We start from the raw sequence: 21,605 nt of genomic DNA, 5'->3' as shown, positions 1-21,605 counted from the left end.
CCGTCCCTTTTTAGGCTTATGCGTCGAGCGCTTTGGTGATCTTCTCGAACATGTCACCGGACAGATTTTCCAGCCCTTTCAACTGTTCCAACGCTTTACGCATCAACGCCTGACGCGAAGCATCATAACGTTTCAGGCGGATCAGCGGCTCGATCAGACGAGCAGCAATTTGTGGGTTGCGCTGGTTCAGATCGCTGAGGATCTCCGCCAGGAACTGATAACCACTGCCGTCTGCTGCGTGGAACGCTGCGGGGTTAGCGGAAGCGAAACCACCGATCAACGAACGTGTGCGGTTGGGATTACTCAGGCTGAATGAGCGATGTTTCAGCAAGCTACGCACCTTGGTCAACACGTCTGCCGCCGGGCTGGTCGCCTGCAGCACGAACCATTTGTCCATCACCAGGCCATCCTGGTGCCAACGCTCATCGAAGGCCGTCAGCAGCGCGTCGCGACAAGGCAACTGTGCCGCTACCGCTGCCGCCAGCGCCGCCAGAGAATCGGTCATATTGTCTGCCTGACGGAACTGCTCGGTCACCAGGCGATCGGCCAGCGCTTCGTCGCCGAAGGCCAGATAGCCCAGGCACACATTGCGCAGCGAACGTTTGGCGATATCCGCGTGCTCCACCCGGTAACCGTCGGTTTTGTTGGCGTTATAAACCGCCAGCCACTCGTCGGCCATTTCCTTCGCCAGGCAGCGGACGATAGCTTCGTGCACCGCGGCGATCGCTTCGGGATCGATGGTGGCGAACAGCTCGGCAATTTCGCCTTCTGAAGGCAACGTCAGGATCTGTGCGGCCAATGCCGGATCCAGCGTCTCGTCCAACAGCACCGCGCGGAACGCATCGGCAACGTGCAGCGGCAGCGACAACGGCTGTTTCTGCTGATGTTTGGCCACGTTCAGTTTGATATAGGTGGCCAGCAAACTCTGGGCCGCATCCCAACGGGCAAATTCATTGCGCGCATGCTGCATCAGGAAAGTCAGTTGCTGATCGCTGTACGGATAGTCCAGCTTCACTGGCGCAGAGAATTCACGCAACAGGGACGGTACCGGCTTGTGCGCTACGCCGTCGAACACGAAAGTCTGCTCCGCTTCGGTGACGTTCAGCACGTTATTGACCGCTGAACCGTTCTTCTGCAGCGCAATCACATTACCTTGTGCGTCGTACAGTTCGATATCCAGCGGAATATGCAGTGGCAGCTTCTCGGGTTGATCGGCGGTCGGCTCGGTTTTCTGGCTGACGTGCAGGCGATACTGCTGGTGCTCGGCGTCGTATTCGTCGCGAACGGTGAGTAACGGCGTACCGGACTGGCTGTACCAGCGGCGGAACAATGACAAATCGACGTTGGAAGCATCCTCCATCGCCTGAACGAAATCGTCGCAGGTAGCCGCGCTACCGTCATGACGTTCGAAATACAGCTGAATACCTTTCTGGAACAGTTCTTCACCCAGCAGCGTGTGCATCATGCGGATCACTTCAGACCCTTTCTCATACACCGTCAGGGTGTAGAAGTTGTTCATTTCGATCACTTTGTCCGGACGAATGGCGTGCGCCATCGGGCTGGCGTCTTCGGCGAACTGCGCGCCGCGCATAACGCGCACGTTATCGATGCGGTTAACCGGGCGTGAACCCAAATCTGAACTGAACTCCTGATCGCGGAATACCGTCAGCCCTTCTTTCAGACTGAGCTGAAACCAGTCGCGGCAGGTCACGCGGTTACCGGTCCAGTTGTGGAAATATTCGTGGCCAATCACCGCTTCGATGTTCAGGTAATCCTTGTCGGTGGCGGTTTCGGCTTTTGCCAGCACGTATTTGGAGTTAAAAATATTTAACCCTTTATTCTCCATCGCCCCCATGTTGAAGAAGTCAACCGCCACGATCATATAAATATCGAGATCGTATTCCAGCCCAAAACGGGTTTCGTCCCATTTCATCGAATTCTTCAGCGAGGTCATCGCCCAATCGGCGCGATCCAGGTTACCGCGGTCAACGAACAGCTCCAGCGCTACGTCACGGCCGGAACGGGTAGTGAAACTGTCGCGCAACACATCGAAGTCACCGGCCACCAGCGCAAACAGGTAGCAAGGTTTTGGGAACGGATCTTGCCACTGTACCCAATGACGCCCGTCTTCCAGCTCGCCCTGGCCTACACGGTTACCGTTCGACAACAGGAATGGGTAACGCGCCTTGTCAGCCACGATGCGAGTGGTAAAGCGGGCCAGCACGTCCGGGCGATCCAGATAATAGGTAATGTGGCGGAAGCCTTCGGCCTCACACTGGGTGCACAGCGCTTCGCCAGACAGGTACAGCCCTTCCAACGCGGTATTTTTCGCCGGGTGGATATCGTTAACCAGGGTCATGGTAAATTGTGCCGGCAGTTTCTCGATAACCAGTTTGTTATCCTGCAACTGATAGGCCGTCCACGGCTGACCGTCGATCTCAATACTTACCAGCGTCAGATCTTCACCGTTCAGCACCAGTGCCGCATCGGCAGCGCCCTGGCGTTTGATCTTGCTAACGGCGGTGACGCGAGTTGTCTCTGCGTCCAGCTCAAAATCCAGGTCAATGTCAGTGATGGTGTAATCTGGCGCGCGATAATCGTGGCGATACTTCGCCTGTGGCTGTTGTGTCATAAAAACCCTTTGACGTCTCAGTGAGTTACAGGTGCCAGGCTTTCATCATGGGCTTATTTCGCCGTGGGGAAAGAGCAGAAATTTCGATGAGCCTGATTGTAAATAAACTGTATCACAGCTACAAAAAAAACCCAGAGATGCCGGGCCTCCAGAGCGGAGAAATCGGAGGTGGATCCTAATATTGTCGACGAATTGCCCACCCAGTCAGGCTCCTTCACCTGATGCAGCGTAGAAATCAGCATTTAATGCTAAAAAATACCTTTCGTAGGACTCCTGTTCCCAGGCTTCATACCTGGATAAAAAGTGCGATCTTCTCAGAGCCTGCGGGCTGTTAGCTGCTGCTCAGCAACGTTTTTGGGCCGCCAGGCCTCACCGGGTATTGTTAAGACAGCCTGGGAGGCGCAATGATATAATTAACCATTCTGGTTCAAGGACTCGCGGCGCATATGAAAGTAAAATATCTGATCTATTTTTTTACCTTTGCCCTGATGTCCTCGTTCGCCCTGTTCATTTCCGATGAGTTGCTTGAGGCCAATACTGACTATCGAGACAACCAGCTTAACCTGTACAAAATTACCCGCGCCAAAGAGATTTCCGAAGCTTTTCAGGCCACCTTATTGGCCCACCGCTTAAAGCGCCTGAGCCAGATAGACTCGAAAATTACCCCACAGCAGTGGCAGGACGCCGATCGACTGGCCCGGGAGAAAATTGCCCGCTTTCGGCCGCATATAGAAAGTGAAATATCGCAACAACTGGGCATTCGACAAAAAATCGCGGCGCTTTCCATGCTCAGTCTGATGGAGCAATTACTCAATAACGACAACCTGCAGCTTTCGCATGTTACCGACGCCAATGCCAATCTGTTTAATATCAATAGCGCCTACTATATTTCTCAGGCCAGCAAAAGTTATTATCGCTATAGCTACGATAACCGTATGGTCGATGCTGATTCGTTTTTGTTTCTGGAAGCCGTGCGGTTAAATAACCGACTGAATATGTCCGTTACTGAACTGATCGATCAGGTTATCGACGTCAATACCAACCCGCTGGAGCGTAAAGCTGCCTATCTGAAAGCCGTTCAGCTCACCGGAGTATTGAGCGCGCTGAGCACCCGGCTGATATTTATAAAGCTGACCTACAATGATGTGCAAACCACCTTCCTGGTGAATGAGATCCTTGAGCAATTGTCGACCAGGCAGATCAGCCTTATTACTAGCGGGCTGTATACCGCCGTGGATACCCATACCGCCTACCCGACCGATTCAATTTATCAATATGGTAGAAACCTCAGCGAGCTGTCACAACGGCTTTTTCAGCGCAGTTTTGAGATGGAGGTCGCCGCCTCTCAACATAAAATCTATAACAGCCAGACGGCCATTTACGGCATGATTTCCCTGGGTGGTCTGATCGCGCTGTTTATTTTTCTGCCAACGCTGGTTTATTGTTCAAATATCAGCCGCTGGCTGACGAAAACCCATAATAATATTTTGCGACTGTCGCGCGGGAATATGAACATCGATCGCAATGAGGTGTTCTACAGCCAGGAGTTAATGGCCATCAGCGATGCGATTAAGCAGCTCAAACAGTATCAGATGGAAAAGGTGACGCTGGAAAATGAAAAACATCTGCTGATCAAAGAGCTGGAAGCCTCCTCATTTCTTGACCCTTTAACCAACATCTATAACCGCCGCAAATTTTTCCGCGAGTGCGAATCGCTGGCCGCCAGTCACTATCCGCTGGCCTTCTGCCTGATTGATATCGATAATTTTAAGAACCTCAATGACACCTACGGCCACCACATCGGTGACCTTGTATTGGTAGCATTCGGTAAACTGCTGCAGAGTGCCTTCCGTTCCAGTGATATTTTCTGTCGTTATGGTGGTGAAGAATTCGCCGTGATCCTCGGCAACTGCACGCTGGAAAATGCACGCGAAGTGATGTCCAAGCTACGCGAACGAACTCACCAATTAACCCTGACCGTAGCCGATGGGCAAAACGTGCGTTTCACCACCAGTTGCGGCATTGCCCAGGTGAGCGACATCCAGCTGTTGCCAACGGCAATCAAACAGGCGGATGAAGCGCTCTATTTCTGCAAGAATAACGGCAAGGACCGGATCGGCATTCACACGCCGCTCGGTTTTATCTGAATTGCTGTTTAAAATAATTAACATTATAATTTTTATGACTAATTAACCTAAGTCATTCACCTTACAGGCTTATCTGGCTTTTCTGCCGCTCCCCTGATGCCAAGCCGAGATAAAGGCACGTTTAATCCTCGACCCGCTCCGATGAATTGTGGTGTGATGCAGCTTCAATAACAGGATAATCCGGGTATACTCCCCCCACTTTTTTTGATTATCCGGATTTGGACACGCGCCTGACGAGGATGCAGTAACGCGCTATGACTCAATACGCCTCCCCGATTTTGACATCACTGCTTGATACTGATGCCTACAAGCTTCATATGCAGCAAGCAGTGTTTCATCGCTATCCCGCTATCAGCGTGGCGGCGGAATTCCGCTGCCGTGGTGATGAGCTGCTTGGTGAATATGCCGACGAGATTGGTGCGCAAATCGCACTGATGAGCCAGTTGGCGCTGACAGACGCTGAGTTCCAATATCTCTCAGGACTGCCCTTCTTCCGTGAAGATTATCTGAACTGGCTGCGCGGTTTCCGCTACGACCCGAAACAGGTTCAAATCGAAAACCGCGCGGGCAAACTGCATATCCGTATCGCCAGCCCATGGCGCGAAGTGATCATGTGGGAAGTCCCTCTGCTGGCGGTAATTAGCGAAGTGGTACACCGCCACCGCTCGCCGGATGTCACACCAGACATGGCGGTAGCCCACCTGCGCAACAAGCTCGCACAGTTTAAAGCCATGAGTGCCGACGTGGATATTTCGCGCTTTAAGCTGATGGACTTCGGCACCCGTCGTCGTTTTTCGCAGGATGTGCAGCAAACGATCGTTAGCACACTGAAAAACGAATTCCCGTATCTGGTGGGCACCAGCAATTACGATCTGGCGCATCAGCTTGGCCTTGCGCCGGTCGGCACCCAGGCCCATGAATGGTTCCAGGCACATCAGCAGATCAGCCCAGTGCTGGCCAATAGCCAGCGGGCGGCGTTACAGGCCTGGTTGGATGAATATCCGGATCAGCTCGGCATCGCCCTGACCGACTGCATCACCATGGATGCCTTCCTGCGTGATTTTGGTCCGCAGTTTGCCCAGCGCTATCAGGGCCTGCGCCACGATTCGGGCGATCCGTTCGAATGGGGCGAGAAAGCCATCGCACATTACCAGAAGCTGGGTATCGATCCGATGAGCAAAACGCTGGTGTTCTCCGATAATCTGGATCTGGACAAAGCGCTGGCGCTTTACCGTCACTTCTACCAACGCGTTAACCTGGTGTTCGGCATAGGTACGCGTCTGACCTGTGATATTCCCGGTGTCAAACCGCTGAACATCGTTATCAAGCTGGTCGAATGCAAAGGCAAACCGGTGGCTAAACTCTCCGACAGCCCAGGCAAAACCATCTGCCAGGATCAGGCCTTTGTCAAAGCGTTGCGCAAAGCCTTCGATCTGCCGTTGGTGAAAAAAGCGAGCTAAGCCCCGCCCTGCGAACGCCAAAAAGCCGGCTGAAATCTTCACGCCGGCTTTTTTCTTCTTTATAAGACACTTCCCGCAGCCCCCTTTTCACTCTGCCCCAAGAAATGTTGCACCAATCCGGCGATTTCTGCTTGTGCTCTGCACCGCGGCAAGTAACATAGCAACATCCCCATATTCTTGGGTTGTAAGCTATTTCTAAACCAAATTATTAAAGAGAGAAATCTATGAGCGTTGTGCCTGTAGTCGACGTACTGCAAGGCCGTGCTGCGGTTGACAGTGAAGTCACCGTACGCGGTTGGGTGCGTACCCGGAGAGATTCTAAAGCTGGTATCTCCTTCCTGGCCGTCTATGACGGTTCCTGCTTTGATCCGTTACAGGCCGTCGTTAATAATTCTCTGCCGAATTATCAGGATGAAGTGCTGCATCTGACCACGGGCTGTTCAATTGAAGTCACCGGCAAAGTGGTGGCCTCTCCGGGCGATGGCCAGAGTTTCGAACTGCAGGCAACTGCGATTAAAGTGGTGGGTTGGGTTGACGATCCAGATACCTACCCAATGGCGGCCAAACGCCACAGCATCGAATACCTGCGCGAGGTCGCTCACCTGCGACCACGTACCAACCTGATTGGTGCCGTTGCCCGCGTGCGTCATACGCTGGCGCAGGCCATTCACCGCTTCTATCACGAGAACGGCTTCTTCTGGGTTTCCACCCCACTGATCACCGCCTCCGATACCGAAGGCGCTGGCGAGATGTTCCGCGTTTCGACGCTGGATCTGGAAAACCTGCCGCGTACCGATAAAGGCACTGTCGATTTCAGCGAAGACTTTTTCGGTAAAGAAGCCTTCCTGACCGTTTCCGGTCAGTTGAACGGCGAGACCTATGCCTGTGCCCTATCGAAAATTTATACTTTCGGCCCAACGTTCCGTGCCGAGAACTCCAACACCAGCCGCCACCTGGCGGAGTTTTGGATGATCGAACCGGAAGTGGCGTTTGCCGATCTCGAAGATATCGCCGAGTTGGCGGAAAAAATGCTGAAGTATGTGTTCCAGGCCGTGTTGAACGAGCGTATGGATGACATGCAGTTCTTCGCCGAGCGCGTAGACAAGGATGCGATTGATCGCCTGCAGCGTTTTGTTTCTTCCGATTTTGCTCAGGTTGATTACACCGAAGCGGTGGAAATCCTGATCGCCTCCGGCCAGACGTTCGAAAACCCGGTTTCCTGGGGTATCGATCTGTCTTCCGAGCATGAGCGTTATCTGGCCGAGAAACACTTCAAAGCGCCAGTGGTAGTGAAAAACTACCCGAAAGACATCAAAGCTTTCTATATGCGTATGAACGAAGACGGCAAAACCGTTGCGGCGATGGACGTGCTGGCCCCGGGCATCGGCGAGATCATCGGCGGCGCTCAGCGTGAAGAACGTCTGGACGTGTTGGATCAGCGTCTGGAAGCGATGGGTCTGAATAAAGAAGACTACTGGTGGTACCGTGACCTGCGTCGTTACGGCACCGTGCCACATGCCGGCTTCGGTTTGGGCTTTGAGCGTTTAATCGCCTATGTGACCGGTGTGCAAAACGTGCGTGATGTTATTCCATTCCCACGTACGCCACGTAATGCAAGCTTTTAATTAATCAGATAATCCATTTTCTAATTAATTTAGTTACAAAACCAAGGCCAGCTTTGCTGGCCTTTCGCATTTTTTAATATTGACGCACGTCACAAAGTTCCCTGAATATTACATATTGTTACAAATACTTTCTTTTTGAAACCTCATTAGGACATTGGTAGCATTTTCGTTCTAGATTAACCCGGCGACGAATGGAACACTGCGTGCAGACACAGGACGACACCAATCTATCAACAATAGTTCAAAAGAATTATTGGCGGCAGTGGCAAAGGTGTCCGAATAACACCAATGAGGGTAATATAATGATGAAGCGCAACATTCTTGCAGTGGTAATCCCAGCTCTGTTAGCAGCTGGTGCAGCAAACGCTGCTGAAATCTACAACAAAGACGGCAACAAACTGGATCTGTACGGTAAAGTTGACGGTCTGCACTACTTCTCAGACGACAAAGGCAATGATGGCGATCAGACCTATGTTCGTTTCGGCTTCAAAGGTGAAACCCAGATTACTGACCAACTGACCGGTTACGGCCAGTGGGAATACAACGTTCAGGCTAACCACGCTGAATCTCAAGGCACCGAAGGCACCAAGACTCGTCTGGGCTTCGCAGGTCTGAAATTCGCTGACTACGGTTCATTCGACTACGGCCGTAACTACGGCGTACTGTACGACGTGGAAGGCTGGACAGATATGCTGCCAGAGTTCGGTGGCGATACTTACACTGTTACTGACAACTTCATGACTGGCCGTACCAACGGCGTTGCTACTTACCGTAACAACAACTTCTTCGGTCTGGTTGACGGTCTGAACTTCGCCGTTCAGTACCAGGGCAAAAACCAGAACGACGGCCGTGACGTTAAGAAACAAAACGGCGACGGTTGGGGCCTGTCTTCAACTTATGACATCGGCGAAGGTATCAGCGTAGGTGCTGCATATGCTTCTTCCAACCGTACCGACGATCAGAAACTGCGTTCTAACGAACGTGGTGACAAGGCTGATGCATGGACTGTAGGTGCTAAATACGACGCGAACAACGTTTACCTGGCTACCATGTACTCAGAAACCCGCAACATGACCCCATACGGCGGCGGCAACTTCAGCTCAACCTGTAATGCGTCTACCGATTGCGGCGGTTTCGCCAGCAAAACTCAGAACTTCGAAGTGACTGCACAGTACCAGTTCGACTTCGGCCTGCGTCCAGAAGTATCTTACCTGCAGTCTAAAGGCAAGAACCTGAACGTCCCGGGCGCCGGTTCTGACCAGGATCTGGTTAAATATGTTTCTGTTGGTACCACTTACTACTTCAACAAAAACATGTCTACCTATGTTGATTACAAAATCAACCTGCTGGACGACAACGAATTCACTAAAGCCACTGGCACTGCTACCGACGACATCGTTGGTGTAGGCCTGGTTTACCAGTTCTAAGTTGTCACACTTAACGACGGTTCACCGTCGGACAAGTTAAAAAACAGGGCTTCGGCCCTGTTTTTGTTTTTGCATTCTCCTGAATTTTTATCCTGCCAATCCCCCCTTCTCCCTCATTTTTTATGCTGAATATGCGTCCTTCACAAGATCGAGGTGTTTTTCTCGCAAACGGTTGGCAAAGGGCATAACTGGCGCTACCCTGATGCTTCTGTCTGCTTAACTCCGAGCCATGGAAGCACCTGACATGTTTGAAAAAATCACTGCTGCACCTGCCGATCCGATCCTGGGTCTGACCGACATTTTCCGCGCTGACGCCCGCCCTAACAAAATCAACCTGGGGATTGGGGTTTATAAAGATGAAACCGGTAAGACTCCGGTGCTGACCAGCGTTAAAAAAGCTGAGCAGTATCTGCTGGAAAATGAAACCACCAAAAACTATCTCGGCATTGAAGGCATCCCGGCGTTCGCCAACTGCACGCAAGAGTTGCTGTTCGGCAAACAAAGCCCAATCATCGCCGACAAGCGTGCGCGCACCGCACAAACTCCTGGTGGCACCGGCGCTCTGCGTGTAGCAGCTGACTTCATCGCCAACCAGACCAGCGCAAAACGCATCTGGATCAGCAACCCAAGCTGGCCGAACCACAACAACGTGTTCGGGGCTGTCGGTCTGGAAGTGCTGGAATATGACTACTACGACGCGGCCAATCATGCGCTGGACTTCGATGGCCTGCTGAACAGCCTGAAACAGGCTCAGGCAGGCGATGTGGTACTGTTCCACGGCTGCTGCCATAACCCAACCGGTATTGACCCAACGGCGGAGCAATGGGCCCAGTTGGCCGAGCTGTCTGTGGCTAACGGCTGGTTGCCGCTGTTTGACTTTGCTTACCAGGGTTTCGCGAAAGGACTGGAAGAAGATGCTCAGGGCCTGCGTATTTTTGCCGCCAAACACCAGGAACTGATCGTTGCCAGCTCTTACTCGAAGAACTTCGGTCTATACAACGAACGTGTAGGTGCCTGTACTGTGGTTGCCGCGGATGCAGAGACCGCCGATCGCGCCTTCAGCCAGGTTAAAGCCGCCATTCGCGCCAACTACTCCAACCCACCGTCACACGGCGCTGCCGTTGTAGCGACCATCCTGGGTGACGACGCACTACGTGCGCTGTGGGAGCAGGAACTGACCGACATGCGTCAACGCATTCACCGCATGCGTCAGCTGTTCGTGAATACCCTGCAGGAGAAAGGTGCTGAGCAGGACTTCAGCTTTATCATCAATCAGAACGGCATGTTCTCGTTCAGCGGGCTGACCAAAGAACAGGTGCTGCGCCTGCGTGATGAGTTTGGCGTCTACGCCGTTAACTCTGGCCGCGTTAACGTTGCCGGCATGACGCCGGACAATATGGCGCCGTTGTGCGAAGCCATCGTCGCCGTGCTGTAAAACCGGCACGCGACACGTAGCAAAAGGGGCGCTCAATGCGCCCCTTAGTTATTTCTGCCGGAAATAACCTTACCAGATGGCCGGCTCTTCACGCAGGAACGGGTTGGTTTCACGTTCCTGACCGAAGGTAGACATCGGCCCATGGCCTGGAATGAACGCCATGTCATCACCCTGCGGTAATAACTTGGTACGGATCGAGTTGATTAACGCCTGGTGATCACCTTGTGGGAAATCACTGCGCCCAACGCCACCGTTAAACAGCACGTCACCCACCAGCGCCAATCTCGCCTGTTCGTTAATAAAGACGATATGGCCAGGAGTATGGCCCGGGCAATGCAGCACCTTGAGCGTCATCTCGCCCACCTGCACGCTATCCCCTTCTTCCAGCCACTGGGTTGGCGTCAGCGGTGCGCACTCTTCCAGTCCAAACATGCGGCTCTGCGCAGGCAAGCCGTCCAGCCAGAAAGCATCTCTCTTATCCGGGCCGTAGATCGGCACCTGATAATGCTCTGCCAGCTCAGCCGCTGCGCCAACATGATCGAGATGACCATGGGTCAGCAGGATCTGCGTAACCGTCACGCCCTGTCTGGCTATTTCGGCCTTCAGTTTTTCAGGCTCACCGCCGGGATCGACCAACGCCGCCTGCTGGGTGCTCTCACACCAGATCAGGCTGCAGTTCTGACTGAAAGCGGTAACGGGAATAATATGGTATTTCATAAGGCTCCAACGACAACAGCGCCATACCCTGACGGGCTGGCGCTACTCACTCATGGTGCACAGCGATTACCAGGTCCGCACCGGGCCGGTATCGATGTGTACAAAGTTGCTACGTGGGTAATATCCTACACCACCGGCGCTCATTTTTAACGCCGCTTTGCGGATATTACTCAACTGGATGCCTTCAATATGGAAGTCCATCGCCTGGCCCTTGGTGTGGTAGCTGTGCTTGGCCACACCGCGACTGCGTCCACGCAGCTCATTGTTGGTATCCAGCGAGCGGTAGCCTGAAACCAACTGTACCGGCTTGTTGGTACCCAACAGGCCTTGCAAGCGATAGAGATGATCAAACAGACGAGGGTCAATCGACTTAATCTTATTGGCGCGATAATCACGGAAGAGATGATTAAGACGGACTAACTCGTCTTTATTATATCCCTTACCGTCGAAGAATTCGGCTTTCAACGATTCGCCCGTATGCATGTTATTTACAACCAGAATACGAGGGCGTGAAGTAGAAAGACTGGCAAAGGCTTGCCCAGGGAGCAGCGCTATGCCCACAGCGGCGCTACCTAACGCCAGCCATTTACGGCGATGATGATCAATTTTGTCCATGTTTCTGTTAAACCCGGCAAGAATATCAAAATATATGCACAAAACAGCGCACTGCCCGAACCATAACCGCCCACACTGGCTGAGTCAACCCGTGATGTCCCGCGGTTTGCAGGCACTCACGTAATGAGTGCCTGCATCATGGCCCGATATTCAGACCGTTATTTATTTATAATTACTGCATTTATTGCATTAATTTTTCGGCCTGAGCCAAAATTTGTGCACCCGATCTCACCGTATCATCATAATTGTAAATATCTGTACGGAATTGTGGCTTTCCATCATCAGAGACCCAGGCGGTTAAATAATACAATTTAACCGGAATATGCTGGCGGATATTGACGAAGGTGGTATTCCCTTGTTTAAGGGTGGACGAAACGCGGGTGTTATTCCAACCGGCATCCTGCAATAGCATATTCGCCAAATCCGATGCCTTGTTGACTCGCACGCAGCCGGAGCTTAGTGCACGAATGTCCTTCTGGAACAGATTATGGTTAGGCGTATCGTGCAGATAGATAGCGTCCGAACTCGGCATGTTGAACTTAAAACGCCCCAGCGAGTTGGTAGCGCCCGGTGCCTGGCGGATCCGGTACGGGAAATTACGGGCAGAGACCATGTTCCAGTCGATCATCGCCGGATTGATCACTTCGGCATCGTTGCTCCAGCCGGAAAGTACGGTATAGCCATGCTTCTGGAAGTAGCTGCCGTCACGCATCGCCTTCGGCACGATATCTTCGCGCACCAGCGTGGTCGGCACGTTCCACGGAGGATTCACCACCACATTGTTCAGAGCACTACTCATCAACGGCGTCTTGCGACTAGGTCGACCGACAATCACCCGCGAGGAAAGCACCTCATTACCGTTCTGATAGTAGGTCAATGAGTAGTTGGGAATGTTAACCATAATGCCGGTATCGACATGGCCGGGCAGAATACGTAAACGCTGAATATTCAGCGCCAACAGCGAGGCACGCATTTGCGGCGTCACGTTGAGCCATTCGCGAGTGCGCACGCCGATCACCCCGTCTGCGCTCAGCCCCTGCCATTGCTGGAAGCGCTTAACCCCCTCCACCAGATCGGGGGTATAACGATTATCGATGACGGTAACCGGGTTTTCCGGCTGCTGCGAAAATGGCGATTGCGGTGAAGGAGCCAGATCTTTCACCGGCGCGGCGGCCGGACTGACTACGACACTCTGGCTCTCACGACTTTTTTCTTCATCGACCGACAGGCCGCCATCGTCGGGCTCATTGCGCGAGCCGGTCAATACCGCAGGGGGATCCTGTGCTTCCACCGGTGCCGTCGCAGTGGACAGCATGCCGTTACGCGCCAGGATCTCGCGTAAGGCCGGAATGTCATCACTCAGTTGATCTGGACGCAGGCTAGGGCCATTGGCCATCTGCGGCCACGGATGGCCGTCGGCCAGCATGTCCCGCAGAGCCTGATGCATCTTGGCGTACTGCGGGTGCTGCGGTGCCAACGTGTTGACATAAGCCAGAGTTTTGCCCTGACGCACCGCCAACTGCCACTGGTTAATCACCGTATTCGGCGGCAAGCCGAGCTTGTAAGGAATATTGCTGTACAACCAATTATTACCGTTGGCTCCGATGGACGAAACGAACTGTAAATATCCCAGCATCGCATCAGACAGCACCACATCACGCGCCACGTCGGTAATCGCCGGATTGGTCAGCAATTTCACCCATTGGGTGAACTGTGGCTGTACGCCGGACATCGCCAATTCGGCCAGTTGCTGCTGGAATTGCTGAACCGCGTCGCGATCTTGCCACATCAATTGCATACGGTTCGCCGCGTACAAAGGAGCCAGCGTCGAAAGGTAATTCGGTGTGATACCCTTCGGCAAGGCCGCCAGTATTTCCGAACGGCTTTGCGCCACTGACATGCCGGATGACGCTACCGGAAACGCAGGAACGGTTGCCCATACGGGTAACGACGACGCAAGACCACATGCGATTGCGCAACTTAACGCCAGCCGCCGTACAGTGTTTCCATTTCTAAGCAACATCCATTGCCCCCTGTATGCTCACAAAAAATATAACCAAGACAGCTTATTAGTTTCAGTATACGAACAGAAAAGCCATTTTGCCTTTTGGCACTTATGAATAACTGTATTTCATCAGGCTACTCGGTTTCCCGCGCAGAAAAAAGCACGACTATCATCCACTCGCACAAAAAAATAGCCACCCCAGGGCGGCTATTTTCAGATTATTAGCGGGCTTTTTTCACCTTTAAGGTGTTTCTGCCGCCGTAATCCCCAGTACCGGGGGTTCGTTAGCGAAACCACGCAGGCCCACGACGTGTACGTGTTCATGGTTCTGGAACACCTTACGTACCAGCTTATAAGTCGTGCCTTTTTCCGGACTGATATTTTCCGGTGCCGCGATGATCAGCTGCATTTCCAGACGATCACACAGCTCGAACAGCGTGGCGATGGATTTGGCATCCAGTCGCGCCGCTTCATCAAGGAACAACAGACGGCATGGGGAGATATCTTTGCCGCGCAGACGGCGCGACTCTTCTTCCCAGCTCTGCACCACCATCACCAGAATCGACATCCCGGTACCGATCGCTTCCCCGGTAGACAGCGCGCCACTCTCGGCACGCAACCAACCGTCAGAGCCGCGGAAGACTTCCACTTCCAGCTCCAGGTAGTTACGGTAATCCAGCAACTCTTCGCCGATGGTCTGTGGCGTGCGTTGCCCCATATCAATCTGCGGGTTCAGGCGCTGATACAGCTTGGCCAGAGCCTCTGAGAAGGTCAGTCGGTTGCTGTTGAACAGATCCTGATGTTGTTCCTGCTGCTCGGAGAGCACGTCCAACAGAGTCGCATGCGCTTCACGTACGTTGACGTTCAATCGCACGCTCTTCACCTGACCGAAGGAAACCGCCTGCAGGCCCTGGTTGAGCATGCGGATACGGTTCTGTTCGCGCTGGATGGTTTTGCGAATGATGTTCGCCACGCTCTTGGAACTGATCGCCAGCTTCTGCTCACGCGCAGTCAGCTCTTCGGTCAGACGGCCCAGTTCGATCTCCATCTGTTCGATGGCCTCAACCGGGTCATCGGTGCGAATGATATCCTGACGAATACGCTCACGCAGATGCTGATAGACCGCAATATAGAACTGGATCTTGCGTTCCGGACGCTTCGGATCTTCCGACAGGCGCAGTACGTCGCGCAGGTGTTCGTTATCCGATACCGCCAGACGCAACGCACCGAGCGCCTTATCCGACATTGAGCGCAGTTCATCACCGTCCATATAGGCCAGCTCACGGCGATGCAGACGACGCTCAACCCCGTTGTCTTTCACCAGGCGCATCACTGCGCACCAGCCCGCTTTGGCGGTAACCACCTGCTCACGCAGCTGATAATAATCACGTTCCAGCTTGCGCAGTTTCTTCTGCAGGCCGTCCATTTCCGCTTCGCAGAAGGTCAGCTGTTTTTCCAACTGGTTACGGCGTGCGCGATTGGTGCTCAGACCCGCATGCAATTCATCACGACGAGTACGCGCGCGGGCTTCGGCATTGGCATCCGCCTGTACGCCGATGTCTACCAGTTCCTGGCTCAGTTCTTTCAGCATGTCGCGCTTGGCGTCATACGAACTTTTCAGCGATGCCAACACCTGACTGTACTGGGTAAACTGGGTTTGATACTGGCGCAGTTGCTCGCGGGCACGGGTACGTTCCGCTTCCGCATGCTCCAGACGCTGGCGCAGCTTGTCGTTCAGATCGTTATTGGCATTTTGCATGCCGGCGGAATCGGTATAGCTGAAGTGAGCACGACGTTGCACCACTTCAATCAGGGCAAACGCCTGCTGTTTAGCCTGACGCTGCACGCTCTGCGCCTGAGAGTAATCCTGTTGCAGCTGCTCATGTTGCTGCGGATCACTCTGCAGCACCGACAACAGCGGCTCAAGTTTGGTCAGGGAAACGCCGTGCTGCTGAATATGACGCGCGGCATCCTGCGCCTCCTCCAGCTCCTCACGGATTTCTTCCACGCGATCCTGCAGGGTTTCATCGTTTAACAATGAAACCAGCGGCATCAGGCGGTTCAGCGCAGAGATGCCCTCTTTCGCCTGATCGTACTGCTGACGCTGCTGCTGGTTCTGCGCTTCATGGTTATTCAGAGCACGTTCGATTTCACCGCGGCGGGTATTGAGGCCACGGATTTCGGCTTCTGGATCGGCGTCAAACGCTACTGCCAGATGGTTGCCGATAAAGCGGCTGAAGGCCTGATGCGAACGCTGGGTTTTCTGCACGTCGAACGACAGCGTGGCATAACGTTCTGCCAGCTTTTCCCGCTCGGCATGCAGTATTTCCAGGCGGTTCTCACGCGCGGCACGACCAAACAAAGGCACTGCCGGATAGCGCGAGTAACGCCACTGGCGCTCAGCGGTTTTGACCAACACCGCCCGGTCTTGTTCTTCGACGGCGAATACGCTGTCATCGAACGACTGCGGATCCCCCTCAATCAGATAGAGATCTTCCGGGCAGTCTTCCAGACCTTCCAGCATCTCGCGCACCAACGACAGGTCCGGCACCACAATCGCGTGGCGCGACGGGCCGTACAGGGCGGAGAAGTACGGCGCATCGTCGATAGTGACGTCATCGTAGATTTCGGACAGCAGCACGCCACCAAAACGTTCGGCCAGCGTGACCAGGCGCTGATCTTCGGCACCCCCAGGCTGGCTGAGACGTTCGATTTGCGCTTCCACGGCACGTTTACCGGCAGCCACTTCGTCACGCTCAACGGTAGTTTCACGTTCGCGCTCCAGCAGTTGCTGCATGTACTCAGTCACCTGCTGGCTGCTTTCAAGCGCTTCACCGCTTTGCTCACCAAGCTGGCTCAGCGAATCCTGCGCTGCCAACCAGACAGGGGCACGGGAGGTCAGTTCGCGGATGCGTTGCTGAATTTGCTCCAGTTCCTGGCGCATTTCCATCCGACGCTCGCCGGCATCGCTGACGCTTTGTGACAGCGATTCCAGACGCTCTTCCAGCTCTTGTTGCAGGGCATCGAGTTCATCCGGCTGATACTGCTGGCCGTGGCGTTTGCAGAACTCCTGCAGCAGACGCTCGGCATCCTGCTGGGAGCGCAGGCGCTGTTCCAGCTCGCTCAGGCGCATACGCAAAGGCTGCACGCGCTCGGCAAGGTGTTGCTGTGATGGCCAGTCACGCAGCAATTCGCGCGCACACTGCCAGGCTTCACTGCGGCTGACCTGACCGGCGATTTTACCCACCAGCTGATAAGCCTGTTCAAACTGACCGTGCGCGGCATCGGCCACGCTCAGTTTTTGTTCCAGCATCAGCAAAGCTTCGGTCGCTTCCTGCTCACGCGCCTGGAATGTATCCAGCCAATGCTCGGCATTTTCGGCAGTCAGTTCCGGCAGTTGGCACAGCGCACGCGCACGTTCCAATGCTTGCAACGCCTGCTGATATTGAATGGCACGGGTTTGCTGCACGTCGAGCGCTTGCTGGTAGTCGGCAAGCTGGCTTTTCAGCTCATCCACTTCCAGTTCGGCCGCTTCGGCGCGTGCTTCGTTTTCGGCCTGCTGTTCACTGGCCTCCGCAACCACTTCATTCTGTTCTTCCAGTCGGTAGGTCAGCTCTTCCAGATCGCCTTCATAGCGCTCGATCTTTTCCTGCTGGCGCATCGCCGTCTGAACCAGATTCAGGTGATCGCTGGCGGCCTGATAGTCGGTTTCCAGATCGGATTCCGCCCCACTCTGCTCCGCCAGCTCACGCGCCATTTCTACATGGCGGTATTGCTCGGCAGCCAACTGTTTGCGGCTACCCAGCAGATCGTTGCGCAGTGCCAGTGCCCCGTCCAAATGAATGCGTCGCTCATTGGCATGGCGCATGTAGTCCGCCGCCACGTAAGAGGTGGCCTCGGAAATCAGGTGTTTGAACAGGTCACGGTCGGATTGGGTAACGCGGATCGCTTCCAGCGTCATGCGGTTTTCACGCAGCGCCGCTTCCATATCCTGGAATGCCTTGCGCACGCCGCTGTTTTCCGGCAACAGGTAGTCACGCAAGGAGCGGGTGATGGCGCTGGAGATACCGCCGTACAGTGAGGCTTCGATCAGGCGGTAGAACTTGCTGCGATCGGACGATGAACGCAGGCGTTTTGGGATCACGCCCAGATCGAACATTAATGAGTGGTAATCGGTAATGGAGTTAAACTGCTTGAACTGCACCCCTTCCATCTCTTCAACGCGATCTTTCAGTTCTTGCAGCGACAATACACGTGCCTGGCGCTCACCCACCGTTTGGGTCAAAAGCTCCGTCGGCTGCACTGCGGTCGGCAGGCCCTGAATAACGAACGGCTTGATGTCCACCTTGCGGTCACGGCCGGCGACCTGCTGCAGACGGACACCCACCACCACACGCTGGTGACGCGAGTTGAGCACGTCGAGAGTCGAATAACACACCCCGGCGCGAAGCTTACCGTGCAGGCCCTTGTCGCGCGAGCCACTGGTGGCACCGGCTTCAGTAGTGTTACGAAAGTGCAGCAGCGTCAAATCGGGGATCAACGCAGTGACGAAGGCCGCCATGGTGGTGGATTTCCCTGCCCCGTTACCGCCGGACAGCGTGGTCACCAGCTCATCCAGATCAAAGGTGCGGGCAAAGAAGCCGTTCCAGTTAACCAGTGTCAGCGAGCGAAATTTACCGCGTTCAATCATTCCTGTTCATCCTCTGCACTGTCCGGTGTGGTATCAAGCGGCGAATCTTCTGCATCGCTCTCATCATTCAGCAACAGGCTGTTTTCAACCGGCATTGCTTCGCCGTCGCGGATCATACGCAACTGCGCTTCACGCGGGTCGTCACCGCTGCGCACGTCGGCGCCAAAGCGGAACACCGCCTCGGTGATACGGAACTTGCTGCTGTCGTTGCCCATGAAGTAGACCATGCCCAAACGACGCAGACGGTTCAGTGAAGTACGCACTTTTTCGTGCAGCTTCTGACGATCGAGATCCGAGCCGGTAGAACGCTGATTAACGAACTTCAGCAATTTGCTCTCGTCCGCCAGGCTCAGCAGCTCGTCATACAGCTCCTGTTGGCTGAAGATCCCTTCGTGGGCCAGACGCTCTGGACTGAGGTACAGATAGCACAGGATTTTCCCCACCATCATGTCCAGTTCAGACAGCACCGAACGCGGGATCAGCGTGGTAGAGCGCGGGCGCAGGTAGAAAAAACCTTCCGGCGCGCGGATTAGCTCTACGCTGTAGCGGGTGTAAAATTCTTCCAGTTCATCCTGGAAGTCCATTAAGAAAGCGTGGTTGTCCAGCTCATCGATACCGATGTGGCGACCCGCACGCAGTTGGCTGTCCAGCGCCGGGAACAGCGCGTTAGACAATGCCTTGGCCAGCTTGACTGGCATTACTTGTTCAATATTTGTCGATGACATGGGCCTGGACCTTGGCTCCGTAATCATTGATTGCCTGCCATTGTGCCGGCAACCCTGAAAAATCTGCTTCAGCCACACCAAGGCGCACTGCCTGGTCGACCACTAAACGTGCCACGTCGAAATGACGAGCACGCGGATATTGCGCCAGATAATCGCGCATTACCGCCCCTAAGTTGAGCGGCATCTGTTGTTCCTGATAAATCTTCAGTGCCTGTTCGATCATCAATGCCAGCTGTTCACGGATTTCGCTGAACTCTTCGAACTCCAGATCCGGCGGCAGTTCCCCGGTCACTTCCTCACTGCGCAGCGCCAGTTCTTCGTCTCGCATATCCAGCAGACGGTCGGCGTTGGCATGGGTCAGTGTCCATGGATTGTCGAAATAGTTTTGCACCGACTGACGCAAACGCTGGGCAAACACCCGGTTTTTGTCCATGTCGATCGCGGTACGGATAAATTTATGCACGTGACGGTCGTAGCCAATCCACAGGTCAATCGCCTGCTGGCCCCAACTGATAATGCGGTCGAGCTTGCTTTGCAGATCAAACACCAGCTTGTCGACGAAGCCCAGTTCTGCCCCACCCAGCGTGGCATCCTGAATACGCAGCAGGTTGGCCTGCAGTTTATCGCCCGCCGCCTCCAGCGTATCCTGCAACTCACGCAGGGTGCCCGAAGTTTCGGACAGCAGCATCTCACAGCTGGAGATCGCCGCACGCCAGTCTTTGTTCAGCAATGCGGCGATGTCGTCCTTCACGCCTTGCTGTTGTTCATCCATAATCCGCTGGGTCAAATCGATACTGTCGAAGATTTCCGCCACCGAATATTTCAGCGGTGCAAACACGTTACGGTGCCAGTGGAAATCATCACCGCCTTCATCGGCAGCGTCGGCAGCACGCTTGAGCTCCTGCGCCACGATCGACAACTGCATCGACAGACGCAGCGTGGAGAATTCGCGCTGACGGATATAGTAATCGGTGATACCGATGCCCAGCGGCGTCAGACGGTAAATCGCGTTACCGTCCGCCAGTTCGCTGATAAAACGGTTTAACAGGCGCTGGCGCACCATGTCATTAATCGCATTGTTGGCGCGGACGGCCACCGTTTCATGCGTCTGTTCGAAACCCTTGCTGACATGGCGAAATGCATCAACCAGCTCACCTTCGCTCATCTCGCCGTCCAGCCGCTCGCCGTTTAACGTGGCGATAGCGAGCAAAAACGCGAGACGCTCCGTAGGGAGCGAAATAGAGAAATCATTTTTCCGTGCCCAGGCGACCAGTTCGGGTACTGTCTGGGAAAATTCACTCATAGTTCGTCCTTCAGGTTTGGTTTATGCGCCATGACGTGAATATAGCGCCCCAAACTCACGTACGGCTCCTGCCGGCAATAGTGCTGTTCAAGCGCCAGTAACTCTTCAAATTTTTGTGTCTGTAGCTGCCTGCTCTGCAGATAATCGTGGAACACCCGCACGCCGGTTTTTCCGCTGATGCGCATGCCCAGTTGCTCCAACCAGCCATACACCTGCGGCGGGCTATGTGGATACTGCGGCGACAACGAACGCTTTCTGCGCCTTCTGACCTCTGGGTTCACCAGTTGGAAATTACCCAACACCACGTTACGCATCAAGAGGCCATTGGCGTTAAAGAACATCAATGACAGTGCGCCACCCGGCAGCAAACAGTTAAATAACGCCTGCAGCGCGGCCTCAGGTTCGGCGATCCATTCAAGCACTGCATGGAACAATATCAGATCAACCGGCTGTTCCAAGTGTTGACCAATGTCCTGTGCTGAACTTTGTATGAATTGCATGTTCTGGCTCACACCTTTCTGCTCTGCCAGCAACGCGGCGCGTTGGATCATCTCACCAGAAAGATCGCACAACAACACCTGATGTCCTAATTCTGCCAATTGGCAGGCCATATGGCCTTCGCCGCCGCCGGCATCCAGAATGCGCAGCGGCCGCTGCGGCAACTGGGCCAACAGCGTGGTCAGATCCTGCCAAACCACAGCCTGGCGGATTTTCCCTTTGGTGGTGCCGTAAATATTACGCGCAAACTTTTCAGCAATATCGTCAAAATTGCGATCCTGCATGGACAACGGCTCCGCTGATCTTATCCGGCTGGGGCAAAGTGC

13 protein-coding genes are annotated in these 21,605 nt (G+C 54.2%); 5 read left to right on the top strand and 8 right to left on the bottom strand.

Features of this window, described 5'->3' with window-relative positions:
- Positions 1-16: 16 nt before the first annotated feature.
- Positions 17-2,632 carry an aminopeptidase N gene (pepN, locus tag QOT07_RS08965; protein ID WP_283602946.1) on the bottom strand — a complete coding sequence of 872 codons (2,616 nt, stop codon included), beginning with the start codon at positions 2,630-2,632 and terminating at the stop codon, positions 17-19.
- Positions 2,633-3,078: 446 nt separating this feature from the next.
- Between pepN and QOT07_RS08960 the strand changes: the two genes are divergently transcribed.
- The 5 genes from QOT07_RS08960 (at position 3,079) to QOT07_RS08940 (ending at position 10,726) form a co-directional block, all read left to right on the top strand.
- Positions 3,079-4,779 carry a GGDEF domain-containing protein gene (locus QOT07_RS08960; RefSeq protein WP_219015820.1) on the top strand — a complete coding sequence of 567 codons (1,701 nt, stop codon included), beginning with the start codon at positions 3,079-3,081 and terminating at the stop codon, positions 4,777-4,779.
- 254 nt (positions 4,780-5,033) lie between these two features.
- Entirely contained in the window at positions 5,034-6,239 is a 1,206-nt protein-coding gene (gene pncB, locus QOT07_RS08955) for a nicotinate phosphoribosyltransferase (protein WP_283602945.1), read from the top strand.
- 224 nt (positions 6,240-6,463) lie between these two features.
- The gene (asnS, locus tag QOT07_RS08950) at positions 6,464-7,864 is read left to right on the top strand and encodes an asparagine--tRNA ligase (protein WP_099061727.1); all 1,401 of its coding nucleotides are present in this window, start codon (positions 6,464-6,466) and stop codon (positions 7,862-7,864) included.
- 302 nt (positions 7,865-8,166) lie between these two features.
- Complete coding sequence (gene ompC, locus QOT07_RS08945; protein ID WP_099061728.1) at positions 8,167-9,291, top strand: porin OmpC; 1,125 nt, start codon at positions 8,167-8,169, stop codon at positions 9,289-9,291.
- A 244-nt stretch (positions 9,292-9,535) separates the two neighbouring features.
- On the top strand, positions 9,536-10,726 hold the full coding sequence (locus QOT07_RS08940; RefSeq protein ID WP_261426939.1) for an amino acid aminotransferase: 1,191 nt from the start codon (positions 9,536-9,538) through the stop codon (positions 10,724-10,726).
- A 69-nt stretch (positions 10,727-10,795) separates the two neighbouring features.
- Here the strand turns inward: QOT07_RS08940 and QOT07_RS08935 are convergent, their stop codons facing one another.
- From QOT07_RS08935 to cmoM, 7 genes are all read right to left on the bottom strand, one after another.
- Positions 10,796-11,443, bottom strand: coding sequence for an MBL fold metallo-hydrolase (locus tag QOT07_RS08935; protein ID WP_099061730.1), 648 nt, complete (start codon positions 11,441-11,443; stop codon positions 10,796-10,798).
- A gap of 66 nt (positions 11,444-11,509) precedes the next feature.
- A complete protein-coding gene (gene mepK, locus QOT07_RS08930) occupies positions 11,510-12,058 on the bottom strand; it encodes a peptidoglycan L,D-endopeptidase MepK (protein ID WP_099061731.1) in 549 nt (182 codons plus the stop codon).
- 181 nt (positions 12,059-12,239) lie between these two features.
- On the bottom strand, positions 12,240-14,081 hold the full coding sequence (gene ldtD / locus QOT07_RS08925) for a L,D-transpeptidase (protein WP_099061732.1): 1,842 nt from the start codon (positions 14,079-14,081) through the stop codon (positions 12,240-12,242).
- 223 nt (positions 14,082-14,304) lie between these two features.
- The gene (mukB, locus tag QOT07_RS08920) at positions 14,305-18,753 is read right to left on the bottom strand and encodes a chromosome partition protein MukB (protein WP_261415744.1); all 4,449 of its coding nucleotides are present in this window, start codon (positions 18,751-18,753) and stop codon (positions 14,305-14,307) included.
- Positions 18,750-19,478, bottom strand: coding sequence for a chromosome partition protein MukE (mukE, locus tag QOT07_RS08915; protein ID WP_099061734.1), 729 nt, complete (start codon positions 19,476-19,478; stop codon positions 18,750-18,752). Before mukE ends, mukB begins: the two co-directional genes overlap by 4 nt.
- Positions 19,459-20,781, bottom strand: a complete 1,323-nt coding sequence (gene mukF, locus QOT07_RS08910; RefSeq protein ID WP_099061735.1) for a chromosome partition protein MukF — start codon at positions 20,779-20,781, stop codon at positions 19,459-19,461. Before mukF ends, mukE begins: the two co-directional genes overlap by 20 nt.
- Positions 20,778-21,563 (bottom strand): tRNA uridine 5-oxyacetic acid(34) methyltransferase CmoM, encoded by a 786-nt coding sequence (cmoM, locus tag QOT07_RS08905; RefSeq protein WP_012006149.1) that lies wholly within the window; start codon positions 21,561-21,563, stop codon positions 20,778-20,780. The genes mukF and cmoM overlap by 4 nt, the downstream gene beginning before the upstream one ends.
- Positions 21,564-21,605 lie beyond the last annotated feature (42 nt).

The sequence above is a fragment of the Serratia proteamaculans genome (assembly GCF_949794035.1).
GTDB lineage: Bacteria > Pseudomonadota > Gammaproteobacteria > Enterobacterales > Enterobacteriaceae > Serratia > Serratia proteamaculans.
The sequence above is the reverse complement of the archived record's forward strand: the minus strand, read 5'-3'. Positions and strand labels throughout refer to the sequence as shown.